This is a genomic window from Rhodococcus sp. P-2, assembly GCF_016598535.1.
GTDB lineage: Bacteria > Actinomycetota > Actinomycetes > Mycobacteriales > Mycobacteriaceae > Rhodococcus_F > Rhodococcus_F baikonurensis.
On sequence record NZ_CP066779.1, the window covers coordinates 2,859,325 to 2,876,710 of the forward strand.

The window sequence follows — 17,386 nt, forward strand, 5'->3', positions numbered from 1 at the left end:
AACTGTCAGTGCGGCAACGGGATGGTGCGAGACGGATGTCCGGCAAGACTGTCGACTAGTCGCGGCGATCCGAGAAACGGCAATCCGGCGGCCGCATTGGTGAGACAACCAGGTACGACGACGCGGACGACATGCAGGCCAGTACGGAGAACATCAGTAGTGGTGAGGTCGACCCATGCCGGCCTGAAACCCGAGCCTGTCAGTGCGCTTTCGGTGTCGATGGGTGACGTCAGAGAGTCGAGTTCCACCTCGCCGACGACGGCACCTGCCAGCTCACTCTCGAATCGTGTTTGGATCTCCGGGTCCAGGTGGAGCTGCAAGTGGCATCCGTAGTCCATGACATCGGCAAAGTCCGATCGGTAGACGTCCGCGTAGCGTCGGTCGGCTCGCCACGGCGCAAGCGGGCTGTTCGGGGAGGCTGCGGCTCGACCGATGCCGCTCTCCGGGTCGTCGTAGTCGGCGGAAAGAAGTTGCAGCTGAAGCGCTTCGCCGAGCGACTTGAACGCAGCGGTCTGTGCGTCCTCGTGGCAGGCGGTTCCCATGGTCGAGTATCCGGTGCGGTGGTCGCGGACGAGGGCGCCGAGTACCGGGATCCCGAAATCACTCTCGAATGCCAGCCATCTCGTCGACAGGGTTTCGTGATTGCCCAGTCGAAGGAGCTGCTCTGGCATCCCGGTGACGATCCGAACGCCGCGCCTTCCGGTCCAGGAGAGCGTCATCGCGTCGCGCTCGACTATCTCGCGCAGTGCATTCCGTATCGCGAATCCCGTCGTGGGACCGGCGGCGAGACCCGCCTGAGCCACCGGTGAGATCGCCGGGCCCGTCCGGGCGACGAAATGAGGATAGGAACCCCAGACGAGTTCGGCCGGCACCCAGATATCCGAACCCGTGATCAGGTCGACTCCGAGAGTCCAGTCCATCTCCAGATCGTCGGTTGGTTCGACGAACGGGAACCGTGGCTGCGCGTACTGGGTGGCGCCGAAACGCGCGAGTCGTGACAGGTCGATGCTTGCGCCGATCACCGTCTCGGCTGATCCGCGGACGATCGGTTTGGCGACGATGTTCCCGCAATATCGTTCCACCGCTTCACCTATTGCGGCAGCGGTAGGTCGCGCACGGTCACCGAGATCGAAGCAGTATCCGGCACCCGCCGAGTCGCTGGACCAGGGTGAGAAGCGTGCCGAGTCGGAGACATACGAGTGAATCAGCTTGAACTCCGGCGGAAAGTGCTGGGGAACAACGGCGTCGACCAACTCTCGAATGATCCCGGTTCGGCGGTCGACGAGCAACGACCTCATGCGAGAGGGACCGGCAGATGCAGATGGGTGGTCGATGCGCTGGTCAATCTGCTACCTCCAAGAAGGGGAAAAGCTGCCGGGGCATTGTTGTACAGGCCGGGCGAGTGGACACGGACGACGTGTAACCCGGCGATCGAGATGTCGCGAGTGGTGAGATCGACGGAAATCGGCTGGTGCCCTCGGGACGTCAGGAGAGCAATCAGAGAATTCAGATTCAACGGCGCCTCGTCGGGAATCTCTGATACCGAGCGTGTTTCGGTGTAGTCGAAAAGATGCTCTTCCGCTGCCTCGGCCATCACGGGGTCGAGATACAGCTGGGCGACGGTCGGCAGATCGACGACGTCCTTCCACCGCGCCTCGAATTCGTCTCGGTAACGACGGTCGGCCCGAAAGGGTTTGTACAGGTGCGCGGGCAGCGTTCCGTCCGCCACGCTGCGCCAGGTCGGCCCGTCGGGGTCGGCGAGGTCGATCGTGATGGCCAGTACGGCGTACGCCTCGACAAGGGCCTTCGAGACTGCCGCTTCCACGGTCGGTCGACAAGCCGTGCCCAGGGCGACCAGTCCACGTCGGTCGTCCCTGATCCACACTGCGGCTACGGGAATGCCGAAGGGGGAGGGAAGCAGCAGCACTCTGACGCTTCGAGTGTCGCTCTCCAGATCTCCGAGCTGTCGGTGCGCGGGCAACCGCTCCCAGTCGGCGAGTTCGACTGCCGGCAGTGACCGGTCTCCGCACCACCACAGTGCGGTGGCATCGCGTTCGAGAAGTTCCAGCAGAGCTGACATCTCGGCCTCGGCGCGTGAGCGCCCCGCAGCGATTCCGGCGTACTGCAACGATGCGATCGGTGGTTCTCCGCGACGGGCGCCTGTGTAGTACCCGAGATACGTCAGGGCTGCAGGCACATAGGTGGGCACTTTCTCGTCCATGGTGTGACCGAGTGCCCAGCGAATTTCCAGGGCAGAGGTGAAGGAAACAAAGGGGAACCCGGGAAGGCGGTACTGGTCCTCGCTGTACAGCGCGAAACTCGCCGGATCGACGACCCGTGCACCGGACCGCTCCAGCGCCGACGCGCTGCTGCGGACCAGATCTTCGGGGATCACGTTGCCGCAATACCGCTCGACGGCCTCACCGGTTGCCGCGCCGCGGGCCGCGGCGTCGTCGCGTATCGAAGCCCCGAATCCGTAAGGGTCGGCGCGGAACCGTCTGCTGCCGCCGAAGTTGCGGGTATCGGCCACCCTCGCGGCCCACCCGACCCAACCCGTCGGCATGTCGGAGCGAATGTGGGGGTCGAGTGAGGTCAGTACGCCGCTCCGGGCGTCGACGAGCAAGTCATTCACCGCCAGTTCCTCCGAGTATCGGCAGGGTCAACGACCCGGAAAATGATTGGTGCAGGGCGGTACAGCGGGTTCCCCGATAGCGATCGCCGTCTCCCAGATTGCGTGCGAGGCGGGGGAAGTCCGAGCCGGCGATCTGCAGTGACAGAACGTCACCGGGACGCAGGGTGTGCAACACGGGATCGAGATCTATGGTCAACGTGCCGGAGCAAAGGCTGACGCCGGCCCCACGAGCGATCGACCTGCTGACTCCGGCGCTGTCGACGATGCTCAGCTCGACGATCCAGTCGGCTTCGCCCTCGGGCGAATGCACTGTCAACTCCGCCGAAGGCGTTCCCGACAGCACACACTCGACCTCCATGTCGAAAGTCCAGACAACACAGTCGTTTCGGCCCTCGTCCGCGTGGTGCGTGAAGCTGAAAGGTACCGTCCTCGGATCTGGTTCGAGACGAACGCGATTCGCGCCCATGACATACGGTTCGGTCGACCATTCGCCGGCACCCCGGTCGAACACCCGATTGATGGTCGCGGGCCGCGCCGAGAATATCGATTCCATCCACTCGACCTGAAGGTGGCCGAAACTTGTCTCGCCGACCATTCCGGGGCGGAGGTCATGCGCCCAGGGGCCCACGATCAAACTTTGTGGTCCGCGCTCCACGGATGCGTAGTGTCTCAGCGTCTCCCGGATCATCGCGTCGTCCCAACCTCCGATATGTAGTCCGGCGACATCGAGTTCGGACAGGTCGTCCGCGGAGACGAGATCGTCGCTGCCGTACGGCTGGCGTTCACGAGCCCGGTTGATCGGCGTCGCCCAACCCGGCGAATCGGAGGTCAGGCCGACCTTCTCGATCATCGACTGCACCGGGAGATGTTCCAGCAAAGCTGAATCCGAGCGCATCAGAGCCGGGATGAATCCCTCACGGGAGGACGAGGAATCTCCGTGTTCGCCCCACCACGCCAGATGCTCGGCGAGGAGAAGTATCCCCGACGGATCACGTTTGACGCGATCGCTTCCGATGGTCGGCACTTTGGAGACGACGCCGTCAACGCGAAACGACCGATCGGCGCTGTTGGTCTCGGCAGCAAATGCCCAGGCGGTTCCTGCCGCGTACGAAGCCCCGCTGGCGATGACGCACTTCGGCGTCCATGGCTGATCCTTCAGCCACTCGGCCAGGGCGGCGCCGTCCTCTCGCTCGTGGACGTACGGTTCCCAAGAGCCGGTTGAATCGTGCCGCCCACGCACGTCCTGACAGAGGAACGCAATTCCTCGCGATCGCCATTCGATTCCCTCGGCCAGATGCCACCCACGCCCGTACGGGGTGCGGATCACGATCAGCCCTCGAGGTGAAGACTCTGATGGGAGAAGCACATCCGTAGCGAGCAGAGAACCGTCAGCGGCCGGAACCTCGACACCGAGGGAGATCACCGGAGCGTCGGCAAAGGTTCGAGAACGCCGCCTGGCAGTGGTAACACGGGATGGCGAGTCGTCATGAGGGTTCGTGGATTCATCCGGATCTGGTGGTGAAGGTGTGATTGCGGTGCGCCGTAGGAACCAGCCACGACGTCCGAACATGCAAGTGCACTGACCATTGCGGCTGCGGTGGGCGAAAGTTCAAGCGGACGGCGGTCGCTGCCGGCGAGGTGTTTCCACAGTGCCTGCAGATGATCCGGTACACGCGACGCGGCAAGCCGTCGTCCGCAGACGTCCCGGTAGCTCGAGCTGTCGATTCCGTCGAAGAAGGGGCCTACGTATATCTCGCCCAGCTCGGAGTGGACGCGTTGCCACGGAGTTCGGCTGCGGCGGCACCAGGTATCGAGTTCCGACCACGCGTCGTGAGGGGGAGCGTCGGCAACCGACAGTACGAGGTCCGATGCCGCAACGTCGTCTTCGATTGGCGCAGTGGTGAATATGACTTCGAGATCCGGAAGAGCTTCGGAGAGCAGGGCGATGCAGGCATCGGCAACGGGCCCGGTTCCGTCGATCAGTACATGTCGGAGGACTGGAATCTCCGGTACTTCACCTGGAACAACCAGCACGCCGCGTGCGACGAGGGCGTCGGCGATCTCGATCGATCTCGCGCCGAGCGGCGAGTTCGACCGCCGGAGGAAGCTGTCGAGTTCCGCGAGATCTTCGGCAGGCGCACCGATCGTGACTGCGTTCTCGTCCGGTGTCAGGTAGTGCCAAGAACCGTCCGGGGTCGGGTACAGCTGGTGTCCGTCGGCGAGGGTGTACACGGATCTCCTTGTCGAGGCCCGCACCCGACGAGTCGGATGCGGGCGGGGTCGTCAGCAGATCAGACTGTCGAAACAGGCTGGATCAAGGAAGGTTTCAGCTCTGGAAGCTGAAAGGGTTGTCGACGAGGGCGTTGGTACCCACGCCCTGCAGGGCGTGTGCTGACGTTGCCTCGGCAACCGGCTCGAAGGTGAACGGGTTGTCGACGAGGGCATTGGTGCCGACGCCCTGGAGTGCATTGGCCGGAGCCGAGTTGGAGACGCTGTCGAACGAAATGTTGCTCATTGTCATCCCTTCCGTAATGGAAACCATTTCCATTACGATGCCACCGTACGAAAGATCGCGACGGAGAGCAACAGGTACAAGAGAGTGCATACATGAGCGAGACCCCGACGACGGGATCCGTCGAAGCGCAACCACATGTGTTTCGGGACAGATCGTTTCGATTGTTCTTCACCGCCCGCACGATTGCCGTGGCCGGTGCGGCGGTGACAGGAGTGGCTATGCCGATCCTGGTGTTCGACATCAGTCCGTCTCCGTTTCTCACCTCGCTCGCGGCCGCTGGGACGGTTCTGCCGTACCTCGTGTTCGGTTTGTTCGCCGGCGCGGTGGCAGACCGAGTCGATCGGCGCACGGTCATCCTGTGTGCGCAGGCCGCAGCTGCTCTTGCCTTGGCGAGTGTTCCGGTGGCCCAGGCGCTTGGTGTCTTGACCGCGTGGCATGCCGTCGGTGTATCGATGTGCATCGGAACGTGTTTCGTGTGGTTCGACGCTGCAGCTTTCGGAGCGCTGCCTGCTCTGGTCGGTCGGCAGAGGATACCGGCCGCCAACAGTGCGCTGTGGACGGCCGGCACGCTGATCGATGTTGTCTTTCCGGCGATTGCCGGAGTGCTCGTGGCATCGATCGGCCCGGCCTACGCATTGGGTGCTGATGCGCTGGCCTATGTATTGGCAGGACTGGCCATGGCGTCGATCGGAGCCTCGTTTTCGATTACCCCTGCGACGCCGAAGAAGTCGGAACCTGGAATTGCGCGTGACATACGCGAAGGCCTCAGCTTTCTCTGGCAGTCTCCGCTCCTGCGAGCCTTGACCGGCGTCGGCTTCGTCAATTCGCTGACGCAGGGCGCTGTCACGGCGCTCCTGGTGGTGTACGCGACCGAGAGGCTGGGGATTTCGACGTCGAGTCCGATGATCGGGGCCGTGTGGACAGCAGTCTCCGTCGGTGGTGTGGTGGGCGCAGTCTTGCTCCCACGCCTACCGGCGCGGTGGCCGGTGGGGGCGATCACGATCGGTGCGTTGACCATCGCCCCGGCGGTGCTGTTCGTAGTTGTGACAACCAGCAACACCGCCTCCGCGATCACTGCTCTGGCCGTCTACTCCGGCTGCGCGACTGTCACCATCCTCAATGGGATCGGTGCACGGCAACGCCTGACGCCGGATCGCCTTCAGGGCCGGGTGAACACCACGGCGCGGATGGTCGCCTGGGGTGGTTCGCCGGTGGGTGCCTTGATTGCCGGGGTAATTGCCGGACGGTGGGACATCGGCACCGCTTACCTTGTTGCGTGCATCTTTGCGCTGGTCGGGGCACTCTTCGCATGGGCGAGCGCTCTGCGGTCCGACCCTCACCCGCACAGATGAGCATGTCACTATTAATGAAAACGACTGTCGTTATGGTTAGATCCACCTGTTCACGACTGCGAACGCCACTAGCTCAGGAGCGCGATGACGCTGACCAGCGAAGCAGTACCTGACGCGCCGTCGCGTGCACACCCCGTCGGCCAGCGTGGGTACGGCCCGTTTCTATTGGCCACGGCCGTTGTGCTCGTCGCGGTCTCCACCGTCGCAGTGTGGTCCGGTGCTGCGTCGCTGTCCTTCGCCGACGTGTTCGCAGTGTTGTACGCTCACGTCGGTGGCCCGCCGGTTGATCCACTGCTCGATCGGATCGTATGGGGACTACGGGTCCCGCGCATTCTGATCGCGGCATTGGCCGGCGCAGGGTTGTCTCTGGCCGGCGCCGTGCTGCAAGCATTGGTGCGCAACCCGATTGCCGATCCCTACATTCTGGGTGTCGGTTCGGGAGCGTCCTTCGGCGCGGTGCTGATCATGACGACGGGCTTCGGAACCGGGCTGTCGATCGGTGTCCCGGTGGCGGCCTTCCTGGGAGCGATGATCTCCCTGATCGCGGTTCTCGTTCTGGGCAGGCGCGAGGGAATGCTCGTCCCGCTACGCATGGTCCTGGCCGGTGTTGCCATCGGCTATCTACTCTCGGCTGCAACAAGTTTCGTGCAGCTGCGTGCCGACCCGAGCCAGCTTTCGGGAGTGCTCTTCTGGTTACTCGGTTCGGTGAGCGGGGCAAGTTGGTCGGATCTCGGTGTGCCGGCCGCGGTGATCACCCTGTGCGCAGCGGTGTTGCTGACGCAATCGCGCCAACTCAATGCGCTGGCGATGGGTGACGAGAGTGCGCAATCGGTAGGCGTCGATGTGCGTCGTACCAGATTGCTGTTGCTGGTGATCGCGTCGTTGCTGACCGCTGTGGTCGTATCCGTCGCCGGCGGAATCGGTTTCGTGGGGCTACTCGTGCCGCACGCCGTACGGCTCCTCGTCGGATCCGATCACGGCAAGCTGCTCCCCGCCACCGCGCTCGTCGGCGCCACCTTCCTGGTGATCGTGGATCTTGCAGCTCGAACGCTGGATGCGCCCAACGAATTGCCACTCGGGATCATCACCGCGGGATTGGGCGCTCCGTTCTTTCTCTGGTTGCTTCGACGGGACGGCGGTGCGCAGTCGTGAGATTGTCGGCCAGCGGAATTCAGATCGTTCGGGGCGGGCGCCTGGTGATTTCGGGTGTGGATCTGGAAGCACCGGAGGGAAGTGTGGTCGGGCTCGTCGGACCGAACGGCAGCGGAAAGTCCTCCCTCCTGCGCGCGTTGTATCGCTCGATGAAGCCTCGAAGCGGAGTCGTGAAGGTGGACGAGGTGAATGTCTGGGACGATCTCTCGCCCCGATCGGCTGCCCGCATCATCGGTGTCGTCGGGCAGGAGCATTCATCCGACTTCTCGTTCAGTGTCCGCGAGGTTGTCGCGACGGGCCGAACGCCGCATCACAGCGCGTTCTCCCGACTGGGTGAAATCGACCGGGACATCGTCAGTGCCGCACTGGCACGAACCGGTATGCGCGGCTTCGAATCACGGCTCTTCGCTGAACTGTCCGGTGGTGAGAAGCAGCGTGTGATGTTGGCGAGGGCCATTGCTCAACAGCCGTCGGTGCTGGTCCTGGACGAGCCCACCAACCACCTCGACATCCGCGCTCAGCTCGAATTGATGGAACTGGTCATCGAACTCGGTACCACGACGGTTGTCGCGATCCACGAGCTTGCTCTGGCCGCCGCCTATTGCGACTACGTGTGTCTGCTTTCGGAGGGTGCGGTTGTCTCGTCGGGCCCTACCGCCGAGGTTCTGACCGAGGATCTGTTGTCCGAAGTATTCGGCGTTCAGGTGCATCTCGGCACTCATCCGTTGACCGGTCGTCCCCTGCTCTCGTTCGCCCCTCCGCTCCTACCTACGAAAGAAGCAGTGTCTTGAAAACATCGAAACGTACTGCCGCGCTGTTCTGCTCGGCAGTAGCTACCACAGCTGTACTGACCGCCTGCGGGAACTCCACTGCGGATTCGGCGGCAGCGTCCTCCGAGAAGATCACTGTCACGAATTGTGATCGTGACATCACGTTACCGACGTCGGCTGAAAGGATAGTCTCGCTGTATCCGTCGATGACGGAGCTTCTGATTCAGCTCGGCGCCGCCGACCGCATTGTCGGACAATCGAATACCGACCTCTCACCACCGAGTCCCGATCTCGCGCAACAGTTCGCCGCCGTGCCGGTACTGAGCACCGGAGTTCCCGCGAAAGAAGCACTGCTCGACGCCCGTCCTGATCTGATCGTCTCCGACGGCGAATACTGGTTCGACGGTGACCGATTGCAGAGCATGGACGAACTACGCGACCTCGGCATCCCGATTTTCGTGAACAGCGGCTATTGCCACAAGGCAGTCACCGAAGGACGGATCGACGACGTCTGGTCCGATCTCGACGCTCTCGGCGCCTTGACGGGAACGAGCGACGAAGCGGCAACTCTCCTGGCAGACGGCAAGAAGTCGCTCGCCGCCACCGAGGCGTCCGTGGCCGGGAAGGAGCCGGTTCCCACTGTGATGCTTCAGGTTTCGGAGGGGCAGTCCTACGCTCTGGCAAGGGGTCTCTACAGCAGTGTGCTCGAGGCGGCCGGGGGAAAGAACCTCTTCGAGAGCGACCTCCCTGACGGAAAGTACTTCGGCCAGGTAGCGACGGAGTCGGTACTCGCGAAGTCGCCGCAGGCAATCCTCGTCGTCTACTCCACCGAGTCGACGCGGGCATCCACACTCGAGGCTGCCCGCACGGCATTTGCCGGCACTCCCGCCGCGGCGTCGAATGCGATCTTTGCCGTCCCGGAGGCGTGGTTCGCAGGCGAGTTGGTATCGATAGACGGCGCTGCCGAGGTTTCCCGTCTGCTGCACCCGGGTTCGTGACCGCACTCGAGCGGATCGAGGCCGTCGTATCGCTGCATGCTGCGCTGGACCGGACGGTGAGTCCGTCGGAGCGACCGTTCGACGAGGGCGCACTGCCGCCGGTGACGTCTGAGTTCGTTGAATTACCGGCCCCGACGCCACTACCGGCCCGGGGCTTTCCGGACATCTTGCAGGCACGACGGAGTCGCTACAACCCGGCAGCAGTTGCGTTGGGAGCAGTCGAACTGTCAAACGTGCTGCACCACAGTCTGGTCAGCAGCCCGACGGCCGGTGGGATGCGCGAACTGACGGTGTTGATGGTTGTCACCCAGCCCAGTGATCCGCTCGGAGTCGGGGTGTACCGGTATGCCCCGGACCGCGCCGAAGCTGTCCGGCTGGGCGACGTACGAGAGCACCTTCGTGCGAGCCTTCTCCAACCCGAGTTCGTCGACGTGTTCCCGGTTCTTCTGTTCGTGGTCGCCGACGCGGAAGCACCGCTCGAGAAGTATGCGATGCGGCACTACCGCACGATGCACGTGGATGCCGGTGTGCTGGTTCAGAATCTGTACCTGGTGACCGAGGGGATGGGACTTGTGGGCTGTGCCATCGCAGGATTCACCGATCCGCGAGTGGCATCTCTGTTGAATCTCGCGACGACGCAGCTTCCCGTCATGGCTTTCGCCCTCGGGCGGCCCGGCTAGTTCAGGCGAGAATGCGCGCCTTCTGGGTCTCGAACTCGGCGTCCGTCAATACGCCGGCGTTCTTGAGTTCGCCCAGCTTGGTGAGCTGTTCGATCTTCGCGTCCATCGACGCTGTCGGGGCTGCCTGCGGCGGCAGGGGCGGTAGATCCGGAATCGGCGGCACCGGCTGGGCCTGGGCTGCGCGAGCCTGATCTTCGGCGGCCCAACGGGTCCGCTGACGGCGCTGAACATTGCCGTGAATGGAGCTCGCGACGGCTACCCGGCCGGCTCGCCTCAAGAAACTCATGTGTCCTTCTCCGTATTTTCTGGTGCGGTGTTGTCGAGTGCATCAGCCAGTTCGTCCAAGCTCAGGTGACCTTCGGTGACGACCTTTGCGCCGCTGCGTGTCCAGGCATCGATGACAGGCAGTATGGCCAGTTCCTCGTAGACGAGTACGGCGGCAACACTTCCGGCGGCCAACTCGTCACCAACGGCAGCGATGTCGCCGGCGTCGAGCAGTCCGGAGGCAGCGCCGTCGAACTGCGCCAGATCGAAATCTTCGAGTTCGAAGGTGGAGGCCGGTACGACGGATACCGATCCGTCGGCGGCCTTGGTGACGAACTCGAGGTCGAGGATGCGGATCGCTCCGGAGTCGACGAGAGTGAGCAGCTGCTCGAATCCCGCGGAGGTCGGTGCACCGCTGGGAAACTCGACGGCTACGTATTCGATGGGGCCGAACTGGTCTTGGTTGGACATCGGTTACTTCTTGCCCTTCGTGGGTTGCGGTTCTTCCAGAGCAGGTACTTCGTTGGGCATGCGCCCGGCCGGAATGATGGCGAGCAGAGAGAGTCCGGCGAGTACGAGCAGCGAGGTTCGCAGTGCGCGCAGGCGCGCTTCGGTGTTGATCCGGATGGCTTCGTCGATCTGTGCTTGTGTCGCCGAGGTGTTTTCGAGCGTCACGACGAGTTGATCGTTCGGGACGAAGTTGACCTGGTCGAGATTGATCCCGGACTCGACCTTGAGCGATGCCGGGATGGTGGGGTTGTCGATCAGCTGCGCGCTGACGAGGGTACCGAGGATTCCGACGGCGAACACGCTGGCCACCGCGATGCCGACGCTGCCGGACATGTTGTGTACCAGTCCTCGCCAGGCACCGACGTCACCGGCCAGTTCCTTGGGGGCTGCGGTGAGGAGGGTGTTGAACACCAGCGCAACGATGGCGCCCTGCCCGAGGCCGAGAGTGATCAGCCCGATGACGACGAAGATCTGATGCCAGTCGCCACGAATGGTGAAGGCCAACAGGATGAGTCCAGCGGCAACAACGACGAACCCGGCTCGTGCGATCAGGCGCGGGGAGTACGTCTTGTACAGGCGCGCGACGACGGTGCTCGCGATGAAGATCGAGAGTGTGTACGGGATGATCGAGAACGACGTCTGCAAGCTGGTGCGGCCCTGGATGATCTGCATGTACAGCGGAATGAGGAAGTTGGCCGCCGTTCCCACGAACATCATCGTCGCCATGCAGATCGTGGTGGCGCGCTCGGCGCCGGTCTTGAGAACGTCGAGGTTGAAGAGCTGAGGCTTGTTCTGTGCCTTGCGGCTTCGCGTCCACTGGAAGAAGCTCTGCGCGCAGATGGTGCCGAGGACGATCAGGATGGCCGCGGGTGAAACACCGATGACCGAGAACGGCGCAGCGTCGGTGGCAAGGATGACGCCCCACGAGTTCAGGCCGCTGAATCCGAAGCTGAGCAGGATGACGGCAACGGCAGCAATGGCGGCGCCGGCCCAGTCGATGGTGATGTCCTTCTGTGGGGGAACAGGTTTGACACGGAAGCTCAGGATCAGGTTGACCACGGCGAGCGCCACGACGAGAGCGAACGAGTAACGCCACCCGATCGTCGTCGCGAAGGAACCGGCGATGAGCAGTGCCAGCACACCGGCTGCTGGGATTGCTGCTGCCAGGTAACCGATGGCCTTTGCCTGCTGATCGCCACTGAAGTTCGTGGCGATGAAGACCGTCAATGCGGGAGCGATGAGGGCGATCACTGCGCCGGACGCAGCTTGCGCCACGAACAGCATTGCCGGGCTCTGACTCAGAGCAACCGCGGCCATCGCGAGGCCGTGAATCGCGACCGCAATCTGGAAGACCAAACGCGTTCCGTACCGGGCGCCGATCTTGGCTCCCAGCAGAATGAAGGCAGCCATGGCGAAGGTGCCCGCGGTGATCGCTGTGCCGACACTTGTTGCGGGCGTGTCGAGGTCGGTGGTGATACCGGCCATCGAGACGGTCAGGGCGTTGACGGCGAACGACGCCTGGATCTGGGTGAGGACCACCACGACGAGTGGTAGCCAGGAGGCGGTACTCACGGCGGCCGTTGTGGCGGCTGCGCCAGGCTTTACGGACATGATGGGTCACGCCTTCCTCGACACTGCGTGTACTCGCGGTGTACTCGCGACGTGCCCGGATCAGCCACGCACGGTTACATTAGCCGGAATTGTGCTGAATGGTCGCCTGCAGGTGGTTGGTTTCTTCGCGGTAGACCACCATCTCCCGTTGCAAGGCGCGTCGGAAGCGTGGTTGCTCGGCCACGAGTACGGCCAGGACGGTCAGCAGCAGCCAGGTAGCCGCCGCGCTCGCGAGGAGCAACAGGACCGGAATCCATGGTCCGCCCATTTGCTCGAGCAGCGTCGTCTTGGCCCAGACTCGCCAGTAGAGCATCAGATTGACGATCAGTCCGACACCGTAGGAGATGAAGAAAGACAGCAGGAACTGCTTCCACGTGCCGTCGTGGCGCCGTGCCGTCATCGGTTCGGCCCGCAGGGGCAACGCCACGGACATCACGTTGGCGACGCCGAGCCACAGCAGGATCATGGTCAGCACCTGACCGCACGCCTTCACCAGATCAGCACTGCTTCCGGAGCGCCAGGCGAGGACGGCGCTGAGCAGGAACCCGGCGCTGCCGACGAGAAGCAGCATCACCGCGTTCTTCGCGACCAGTACGTGCCAGAGCCTGGTGCCGCCGGACAACGCAGCACGGACGCGGCCGGCGTCGAAGCTGAGTGCATTGGTGCACACGACGCTACCGACCACACCCGAGAGTGCGTACAGCGCAAGGTAAGGCAGTCGATCTTCCTTGGCGTCCCACTGGAAGAGGCGGATGAAAGCCAGGTATGCCAAGCCCATTCCGAGACTCAGCCCCAGCCGAAAAGCGATCGACCGAGGCTTGCCACTCACGACGTGCCGTGCTTCCTCACGGATCCGCGAGCCGAGACCCTGTACATGCCGGACGACGGGGTTGCCCGAGGTCAGCGGGACGTAACCGCGAATCGCAGCGGCGACGGTATCGGTGTCACCGGCATCGAGCGCGGCGACGCGTGCTTCGAGAACCGCAAGGTGGGCGGCGCGCAGGGCTATCCGTGCAGTGGTGACCGCGGCAACGGCGTCGGCCTCGGCCTGCGCGGCGGTACCGATGGAGGCGTCGGCGGGAAGCGGTGGTTGCAACCGGGTGATCAGTTCGAGTTGGTGCGCCATGTGCGGCGAGGGCGACAACCCACTGTACGACGGTCGGCTCAGCGCAGTTCGTTCGTCGTCGAGCGAATCGCGGACGGACGCGGCGGCTTTGCGGACCGCCGTCGGGTTGTGCCAGCGCACCGATCTGGCGTCACGCTCGGCGGCGACGGCCCGGGAGGCAACCTCGGTCAGATCCTCCACCGCTGTCAATGTGTGCTCCACTCGGTTTAGGTTGGTTTCATGACCACCAACTCGGAAAAGGAAGATCTCCGGCGGTACCTGCAGGCAGCGCGCGACGTGCTCGTCTGGAAGCTCGACGGGCTGTCGGAGTATGACATTCGGCGTCCGATGACCCGGACAGGGACCAACTTGTTGGGTCTGGTCAAACACATGATCGGCGTCGAGCTCGGGTATTTCGGTCCGACGTTCGGCCGACGTGTTCCCGATCTACCTGCGTGGTTGCGTTCGGAGGAACTCAACGTCGACATGTGGGCCCGCGCCGACGAGTCCAGGGCCGACATCGTCGAAACCTATCGCCGCACCTGGGCTTTCGCCGACGCCACGATCGAGGAGCACGATCTGGACGCCCCCGGCTTCGTGAAGCATTGGCCGGAGAATCGGCGCGACGTCACGTTGCATCGGATACTCGTTCACGTCGTCACCGAGATCCATCGGCACGCCGGCCATGCGGACATCGTCCGGGAGTTGATCGACGGCGCAGCGGGGATGAAAGCGGGCGACGACAATCTGGCTCCCGGTGATCAGGCGTGGTGGGCCGAGTACAACGACCGTCTGGAGACGGCGGCACGCGAGGCCCACCACGCCTGAACTACTCGAATACCGCTGCCGCGCCGATCACCACGACGACGATCACGAAGTTGATCAGCAGGAGTGGCCAGACGAAGCGTAGGAACTTGTCGTAGCCCACCTTCGCCATCGCCAGCCCGCCGACAACGACGACGTTGGTCGGGGCGACCATCAGCATCAGGCCGTGGCCCATCTGGAAGGCGGTGATGACGAGAGCGCGGCTGACTCCGGCGAAGTCGCCGAGCGGAGCGAGCAGCGGCATCGCCAGGGTGGCGTGACCGGAGCTGGACGGGATCAGAAACGCCAACGGGATGTTGACGAGCATCACGAGGATCGCGAAGACGCCGGCCGAAGCGCCGCTGACCAATTGCTCCATCGCATTGAGGATGGTGTCGAGGGTTTCGGTGTTCGTCATGATCACCGAGACGCCGCGAGCGAGCAGGATGACGATTGCCGGGCCGACCATGTCGCCGGCTCCACGCGTGATCAGGGAGACGATTTTCTTCTCACCCATCTTCGCGACGATGCCGACGAGAACTGCGGCGAGGATGAACAGCATCGCCAATTGCGGGAACCACCAGTTCAACTCGAACCAGTAGGGTTCGGTGGTGGTGACGTGGTACGCGTCGTACTCGGCCGGTCCGGTGGTGGCTCCGAAGATGCTCGACCAGGGGATGACGGAGAAGATCATCAATCCGAAGGTGAGCCCGGTGATGAGCAGCACCAGCTTTTGAGTTCCGGTGAGCTTGCCGTCGATGTCCACCGGCTCGGCCGGCTCCTCGTCTTCGTCGTCCTCGATGTCGAAACCGACGAGCGACTTGGACGGGTCCTTCTTCACCTTCGCGGCGTAGCGGAGAACGAATACCACTGCTACTGCGGTCAATACGATCCACAGGATCACGCGCAGCACGATGCCGTCACCGATGGAGACGCCTGCTTCACCCGAGGCGACGCCGATCGAGAACGGGTTGACCGTCGACGCCATGTTTCCGACCAGTGCGCCGAGGATGATCATGGTGGCCGCGACCATGCGGTCGTAACCCAGTGCCGTCATCAGCGGTATGAGCAGGGCGTAGAAGCCGAAGGTCTCGACCGAGAAGCCCATCGTCGAACCCAGCAGCGAGAACAGCACCATGATGACGGTGATGAGCAGCCAGCCCTTGTCGCTGAGCTTGGTGGCGAGTTGGGAGACAGCGGTTTCGAGGCTGCGGGTGGCAAAGCTGACGGAGATGAACGCACCGAGCGCCATGATGAAGAGGACGACGCCGACCGAGCCGAAGAGCCGTCCGATGTTGTCGGTGTCGACGAACCCGGTGATCGAATCCTGCACGCCGTACAGGCCGTTCACGGGGGAGAGGATCAGCTGCTGGATTCGTTCCCAGAACGAGAGCGGAGACGTGACGGTCTCGAAGCTGCCGGGAACGGGTGAGCCGTCCACGTCGACGCCGAAGCGTCCGGCCGGAATGAACAGTGCTGCAACCCAGACCAGGACGGTGACGATCGCGAGCATCGTGACCGCACCGGGGAACTCGAACTTCTTCTTGGCCGGTGTTTGCGCGGATCCCGTGTCGGTCTCGGTGCTCATTTCTTCCCCTCGAAGGTGTGTGCGTACTCCTGAAAGAACAGTGCCTTGGCGACGACGGCCTTCTCCAGCTCGTCGAGCAGGACGCGTTCGTTGGGGCCGTGGATGTTCGCGTAGCCGTCGGTGGCGCCGAACAACAGCTTCTCAGCGGTCGGCACTGCTGTATCCAAGGCCATGACGAGGGGGATCGATCCGCCGCCTGCCATCAGTCCGGCCGGCTCACCCCATGACTGCGAGAGTGCTGACAGCGCTGCGTCGAAGGCCGGTCCGCCTTCGGCCGCGGCAAACCCGTCGCCCGTTTCTCCTGCAGTGACGGTCAACGCCAACCCGAAGGGCCGCAAGGCTTCCAGGTGCCGGACCAGAGCAGCCTGCGCCTCGGTGGCAGGTTGGCGCGGGTGCACGCGCAGATTGATCACGGCGCGGGCGGTGCTGGCGACGGCATTGACGGCACCGTCCACCGGAGGAGCGTCGATTCCGGTCACGGTGATGGCCGGGCCCGACCAGATGCGTTCGCCGATGCCGCCGGTGCCCAGTAGCGGAAGCCCGTCGCGGATCTCGGCGAGGGTGCGGAACTCGTCCTCGGTATATGAACTGCCGGTCCACGGTTCGCGCAGGAGGCCGTCGACGGCGACGTCACCGTTGTCGTCGTGCAGCGACGCCAGTGCGCGGATGAGCGCGAGGCGGGCGTCCGGTGCGGCGCCGCCGTAGAGGCCGTTGTGCTTGTCGGCTCCGAGAGTGGTGAGTTCGACGATCACCTGGGCGGATCCGCGCAATGCGACGGTCAGAGTCGGCGATCCGGGGCGAACGCTGCCGACGTCGGCGATGACCATTGCGTCGGCCGCAAACAATTCGGGGGCTTCGGGCGGATAGTTGTCGAAGGGGCTGCCGAATTCTTCCTGGCCTTCGATGACGAGCTTGACCGTCACCGGCGGCTTTCCGTCGAATACGCGAAGTGCGCCGATCATGCCGATGACATTTGCCTTCGAATCTGCTGTACCGCGGCCGTATATCGCGCCGTCGCGTCTGGTCGGCTCGAAAGGCGGAGAATCCCAGAGTTCGATGTCGTCGGCGGGAACGACGTCGTAGTGCGAATACATCAATACTGTCGGGGACCCGGCGGGGCCGGGAACTGTTGCGATGATGACGGGCGCGGTTTTACCTGTTATCTCGAGTTTCTCTATCTTCGTGACTCCGGACTTTTCCAGTAGAGAAACGATCAGGTCGTGAGCCTCGAACAGGGGTTTGCTGGGGAAACCCTCTGTTGCTATCGACGGAATACGAACGAGTTCGACAAGTTCCGACTCCAGTTCCGGCATCAAAGCTGCAACTGTTTCCTTGATTGTGGAATAGGAGGGTGAGGCGGATTCTTCCGGCACAGAACTGACTCCTTCTGGGAAAGGCGAAAAGC

General features: G+C 63.4%; 17 protein-coding genes. 6 read left to right on the forward strand and 11 right to left on the reverse strand.

The annotated features are described in order from the left end of the window. Nucleotides 1–5: 5 nt before the first annotated feature. The 5 genes from I7X09_RS13640 to I7X09_RS13660 all read right to left on the reverse strand — a co-directional run bounded on the left by I7X09_RS13640 (nucleotide 6) and on the right by I7X09_RS13660 (nucleotide 5,147). Complete coding sequence (locus I7X09_RS13640; protein WP_200317296.1) at nucleotides 6–1,298, reverse strand: YcaO-like family protein; 1,293 nt, start codon at nucleotides 1,296–1,298, stop codon at nucleotides 6–8. Beyond that, nucleotides 1,295–2,632, reverse strand: coding sequence for a YcaO-like family protein (locus I7X09_RS13645; protein WP_200317298.1), 1,338 nt, complete (start codon nucleotides 2,630–2,632; stop codon nucleotides 1,295–1,297). Before I7X09_RS13645 ends, I7X09_RS13640 begins: the two co-directional genes overlap by 4 nt. Further along, nucleotides 2,625–4,055 (reverse strand): CocE/NonD family hydrolase, encoded by a 1,431-nt coding sequence (locus tag I7X09_RS13650; RefSeq protein ID WP_200317300.1) that lies wholly within the window; start codon nucleotides 4,053–4,055, stop codon nucleotides 2,625–2,627. Before I7X09_RS13650 ends, I7X09_RS13645 begins: the two co-directional genes overlap by 8 nt. Further along, nucleotides 4,052–4,864 carry a hypothetical protein gene (locus tag I7X09_RS13655; RefSeq protein WP_200317302.1) on the reverse strand — a complete coding sequence of 271 codons (813 nt, stop codon included), beginning with the start codon at nucleotides 4,862–4,864 and terminating at the stop codon, nucleotides 4,052–4,054. The genes I7X09_RS13650 and I7X09_RS13655 overlap by 4 nt, the downstream gene beginning before the upstream one ends. A 94-nt stretch (nucleotides 4,865–4,958) precedes the next feature. Further along, a complete protein-coding gene (locus I7X09_RS13660) occupies nucleotides 4,959–5,147 on the reverse strand; it encodes a streptamidine-related RiPP repeat protein (protein ID WP_003943543.1) in 189 nt (62 codons plus the stop codon). A gap of 92 nt (nucleotides 5,148–5,239) precedes the next feature. Between I7X09_RS13660 and I7X09_RS13665 the strand changes: the two genes are divergently transcribed. The 5 genes from I7X09_RS13665 to I7X09_RS13685 all read left to right on the forward strand — a co-directional run bounded on the left by I7X09_RS13665 (nucleotide 5,240) and on the right by I7X09_RS13685 (nucleotide 10,099). Further along, entirely contained in the window at nucleotides 5,240–6,499 is a 1,260-nt protein-coding gene (locus I7X09_RS13665; protein ID WP_200317304.1) for an MFS transporter, read from the forward strand. Nucleotides 6,500–6,583: 84 nt separating this feature from the next. Further along, on the forward strand, nucleotides 6,584–7,651 hold the full coding sequence (locus I7X09_RS13670; protein ID WP_200317306.1) for a FecCD family ABC transporter permease: 1,068 nt from the start codon (nucleotides 6,584–6,586) through the stop codon (nucleotides 7,649–7,651). Further along, nucleotides 7,648–8,442, forward strand: a complete 795-nt coding sequence (locus I7X09_RS13675) for an ABC transporter ATP-binding protein (RefSeq protein ID WP_095969403.1) — start codon at nucleotides 7,648–7,650, stop codon at nucleotides 8,440–8,442. Before I7X09_RS13670 ends, I7X09_RS13675 begins: the two co-directional genes overlap by 4 nt. Continuing rightward, the gene (locus I7X09_RS13680) at nucleotides 8,439–9,419 is read left to right on the forward strand and encodes an ABC transporter substrate-binding protein (RefSeq protein ID WP_200317308.1); all 981 of its coding nucleotides are present in this window, start codon (nucleotides 8,439–8,441) and stop codon (nucleotides 9,417–9,419) included. Before I7X09_RS13675 ends, I7X09_RS13680 begins: the two co-directional genes overlap by 4 nt. Next, complete coding sequence (locus tag I7X09_RS13685; protein WP_200317316.1) at nucleotides 9,416–10,099, forward strand: SagB family peptide dehydrogenase; 684 nt, start codon at nucleotides 9,416–9,418, stop codon at nucleotides 10,097–10,099. Before I7X09_RS13680 ends, I7X09_RS13685 begins: the two co-directional genes overlap by 4 nt. A 1-nt stretch (nucleotide 10,100) precedes the next feature. On the opposite strand, the gene I7X09_RS13690 is transcribed toward I7X09_RS13685, so the two are convergent. The 4 genes from I7X09_RS13690 to I7X09_RS13705 form a co-directional block, all read right to left on the reverse strand. Next, nucleotides 10,101–10,385 carry an SHOCT domain-containing protein gene (locus I7X09_RS13690; RefSeq protein ID WP_095969406.1) on the reverse strand — a complete coding sequence of 95 codons (285 nt, stop codon included), beginning with the start codon at nucleotides 10,383–10,385 and terminating at the stop codon, nucleotides 10,101–10,103. Next, the gene (locus I7X09_RS13695; protein ID WP_124566907.1) at nucleotides 10,382–10,834 is read right to left on the reverse strand and encodes a DUF6325 family protein; all 453 of its coding nucleotides are present in this window, start codon (nucleotides 10,832–10,834) and stop codon (nucleotides 10,382–10,384) included. Before I7X09_RS13695 ends, I7X09_RS13690 begins: the two co-directional genes overlap by 4 nt. Before the next feature lie 3 nt (nucleotides 10,835–10,837). Then, entirely contained in the window at nucleotides 10,838–12,484 is a 1,647-nt protein-coding gene (locus I7X09_RS13700) for an MFS transporter (protein WP_200317319.1), read from the reverse strand. Between the two features lie 79 nt (nucleotides 12,485–12,563). Then, nucleotides 12,564–13,811 carry a hypothetical protein gene (locus I7X09_RS13705; RefSeq protein WP_234036911.1) on the reverse strand — a complete coding sequence of 416 codons (1,248 nt, stop codon included), beginning with the start codon at nucleotides 13,809–13,811 and terminating at the stop codon, nucleotides 12,564–12,566. 18 nt (nucleotides 13,812–13,829) lie between these two features. Here I7X09_RS13705 and I7X09_RS13710 point away from each other — a divergent pair, with 18 nt between their 5' ends. Continuing rightward, nucleotides 13,830–14,417 carry a DinB family protein gene (locus I7X09_RS13710; RefSeq protein ID WP_200317321.1) on the forward strand — a complete coding sequence of 196 codons (588 nt, stop codon included), beginning with the start codon at nucleotides 13,830–13,832 and terminating at the stop codon, nucleotides 14,415–14,417. A gap of 1 nt (nucleotide 14,418) precedes the next feature. Here I7X09_RS13710 and I7X09_RS13715 read toward each other — a convergent pair whose 3' ends face one another. Together I7X09_RS13715 and I7X09_RS13720 are read right to left on the reverse strand one after the other, a co-directional pair. Next, the gene (locus I7X09_RS13715) at nucleotides 14,419–15,981 is read right to left on the reverse strand and encodes a YfcC family protein (protein WP_124566904.1); all 1,563 of its coding nucleotides are present in this window, start codon (nucleotides 15,979–15,981) and stop codon (nucleotides 14,419–14,421) included. Continuing rightward, on the reverse strand, nucleotides 15,978–17,354 hold the full coding sequence (locus tag I7X09_RS13720) for a M20/M25/M40 family metallo-hydrolase (protein WP_200317322.1): 1,377 nt from the start codon (nucleotides 17,352–17,354) through the stop codon (nucleotides 15,978–15,980). The genes I7X09_RS13715 and I7X09_RS13720 overlap by 4 nt, the downstream gene beginning before the upstream one ends. Nucleotides 17,355–17,386: the final 32 nt, after the last annotated feature.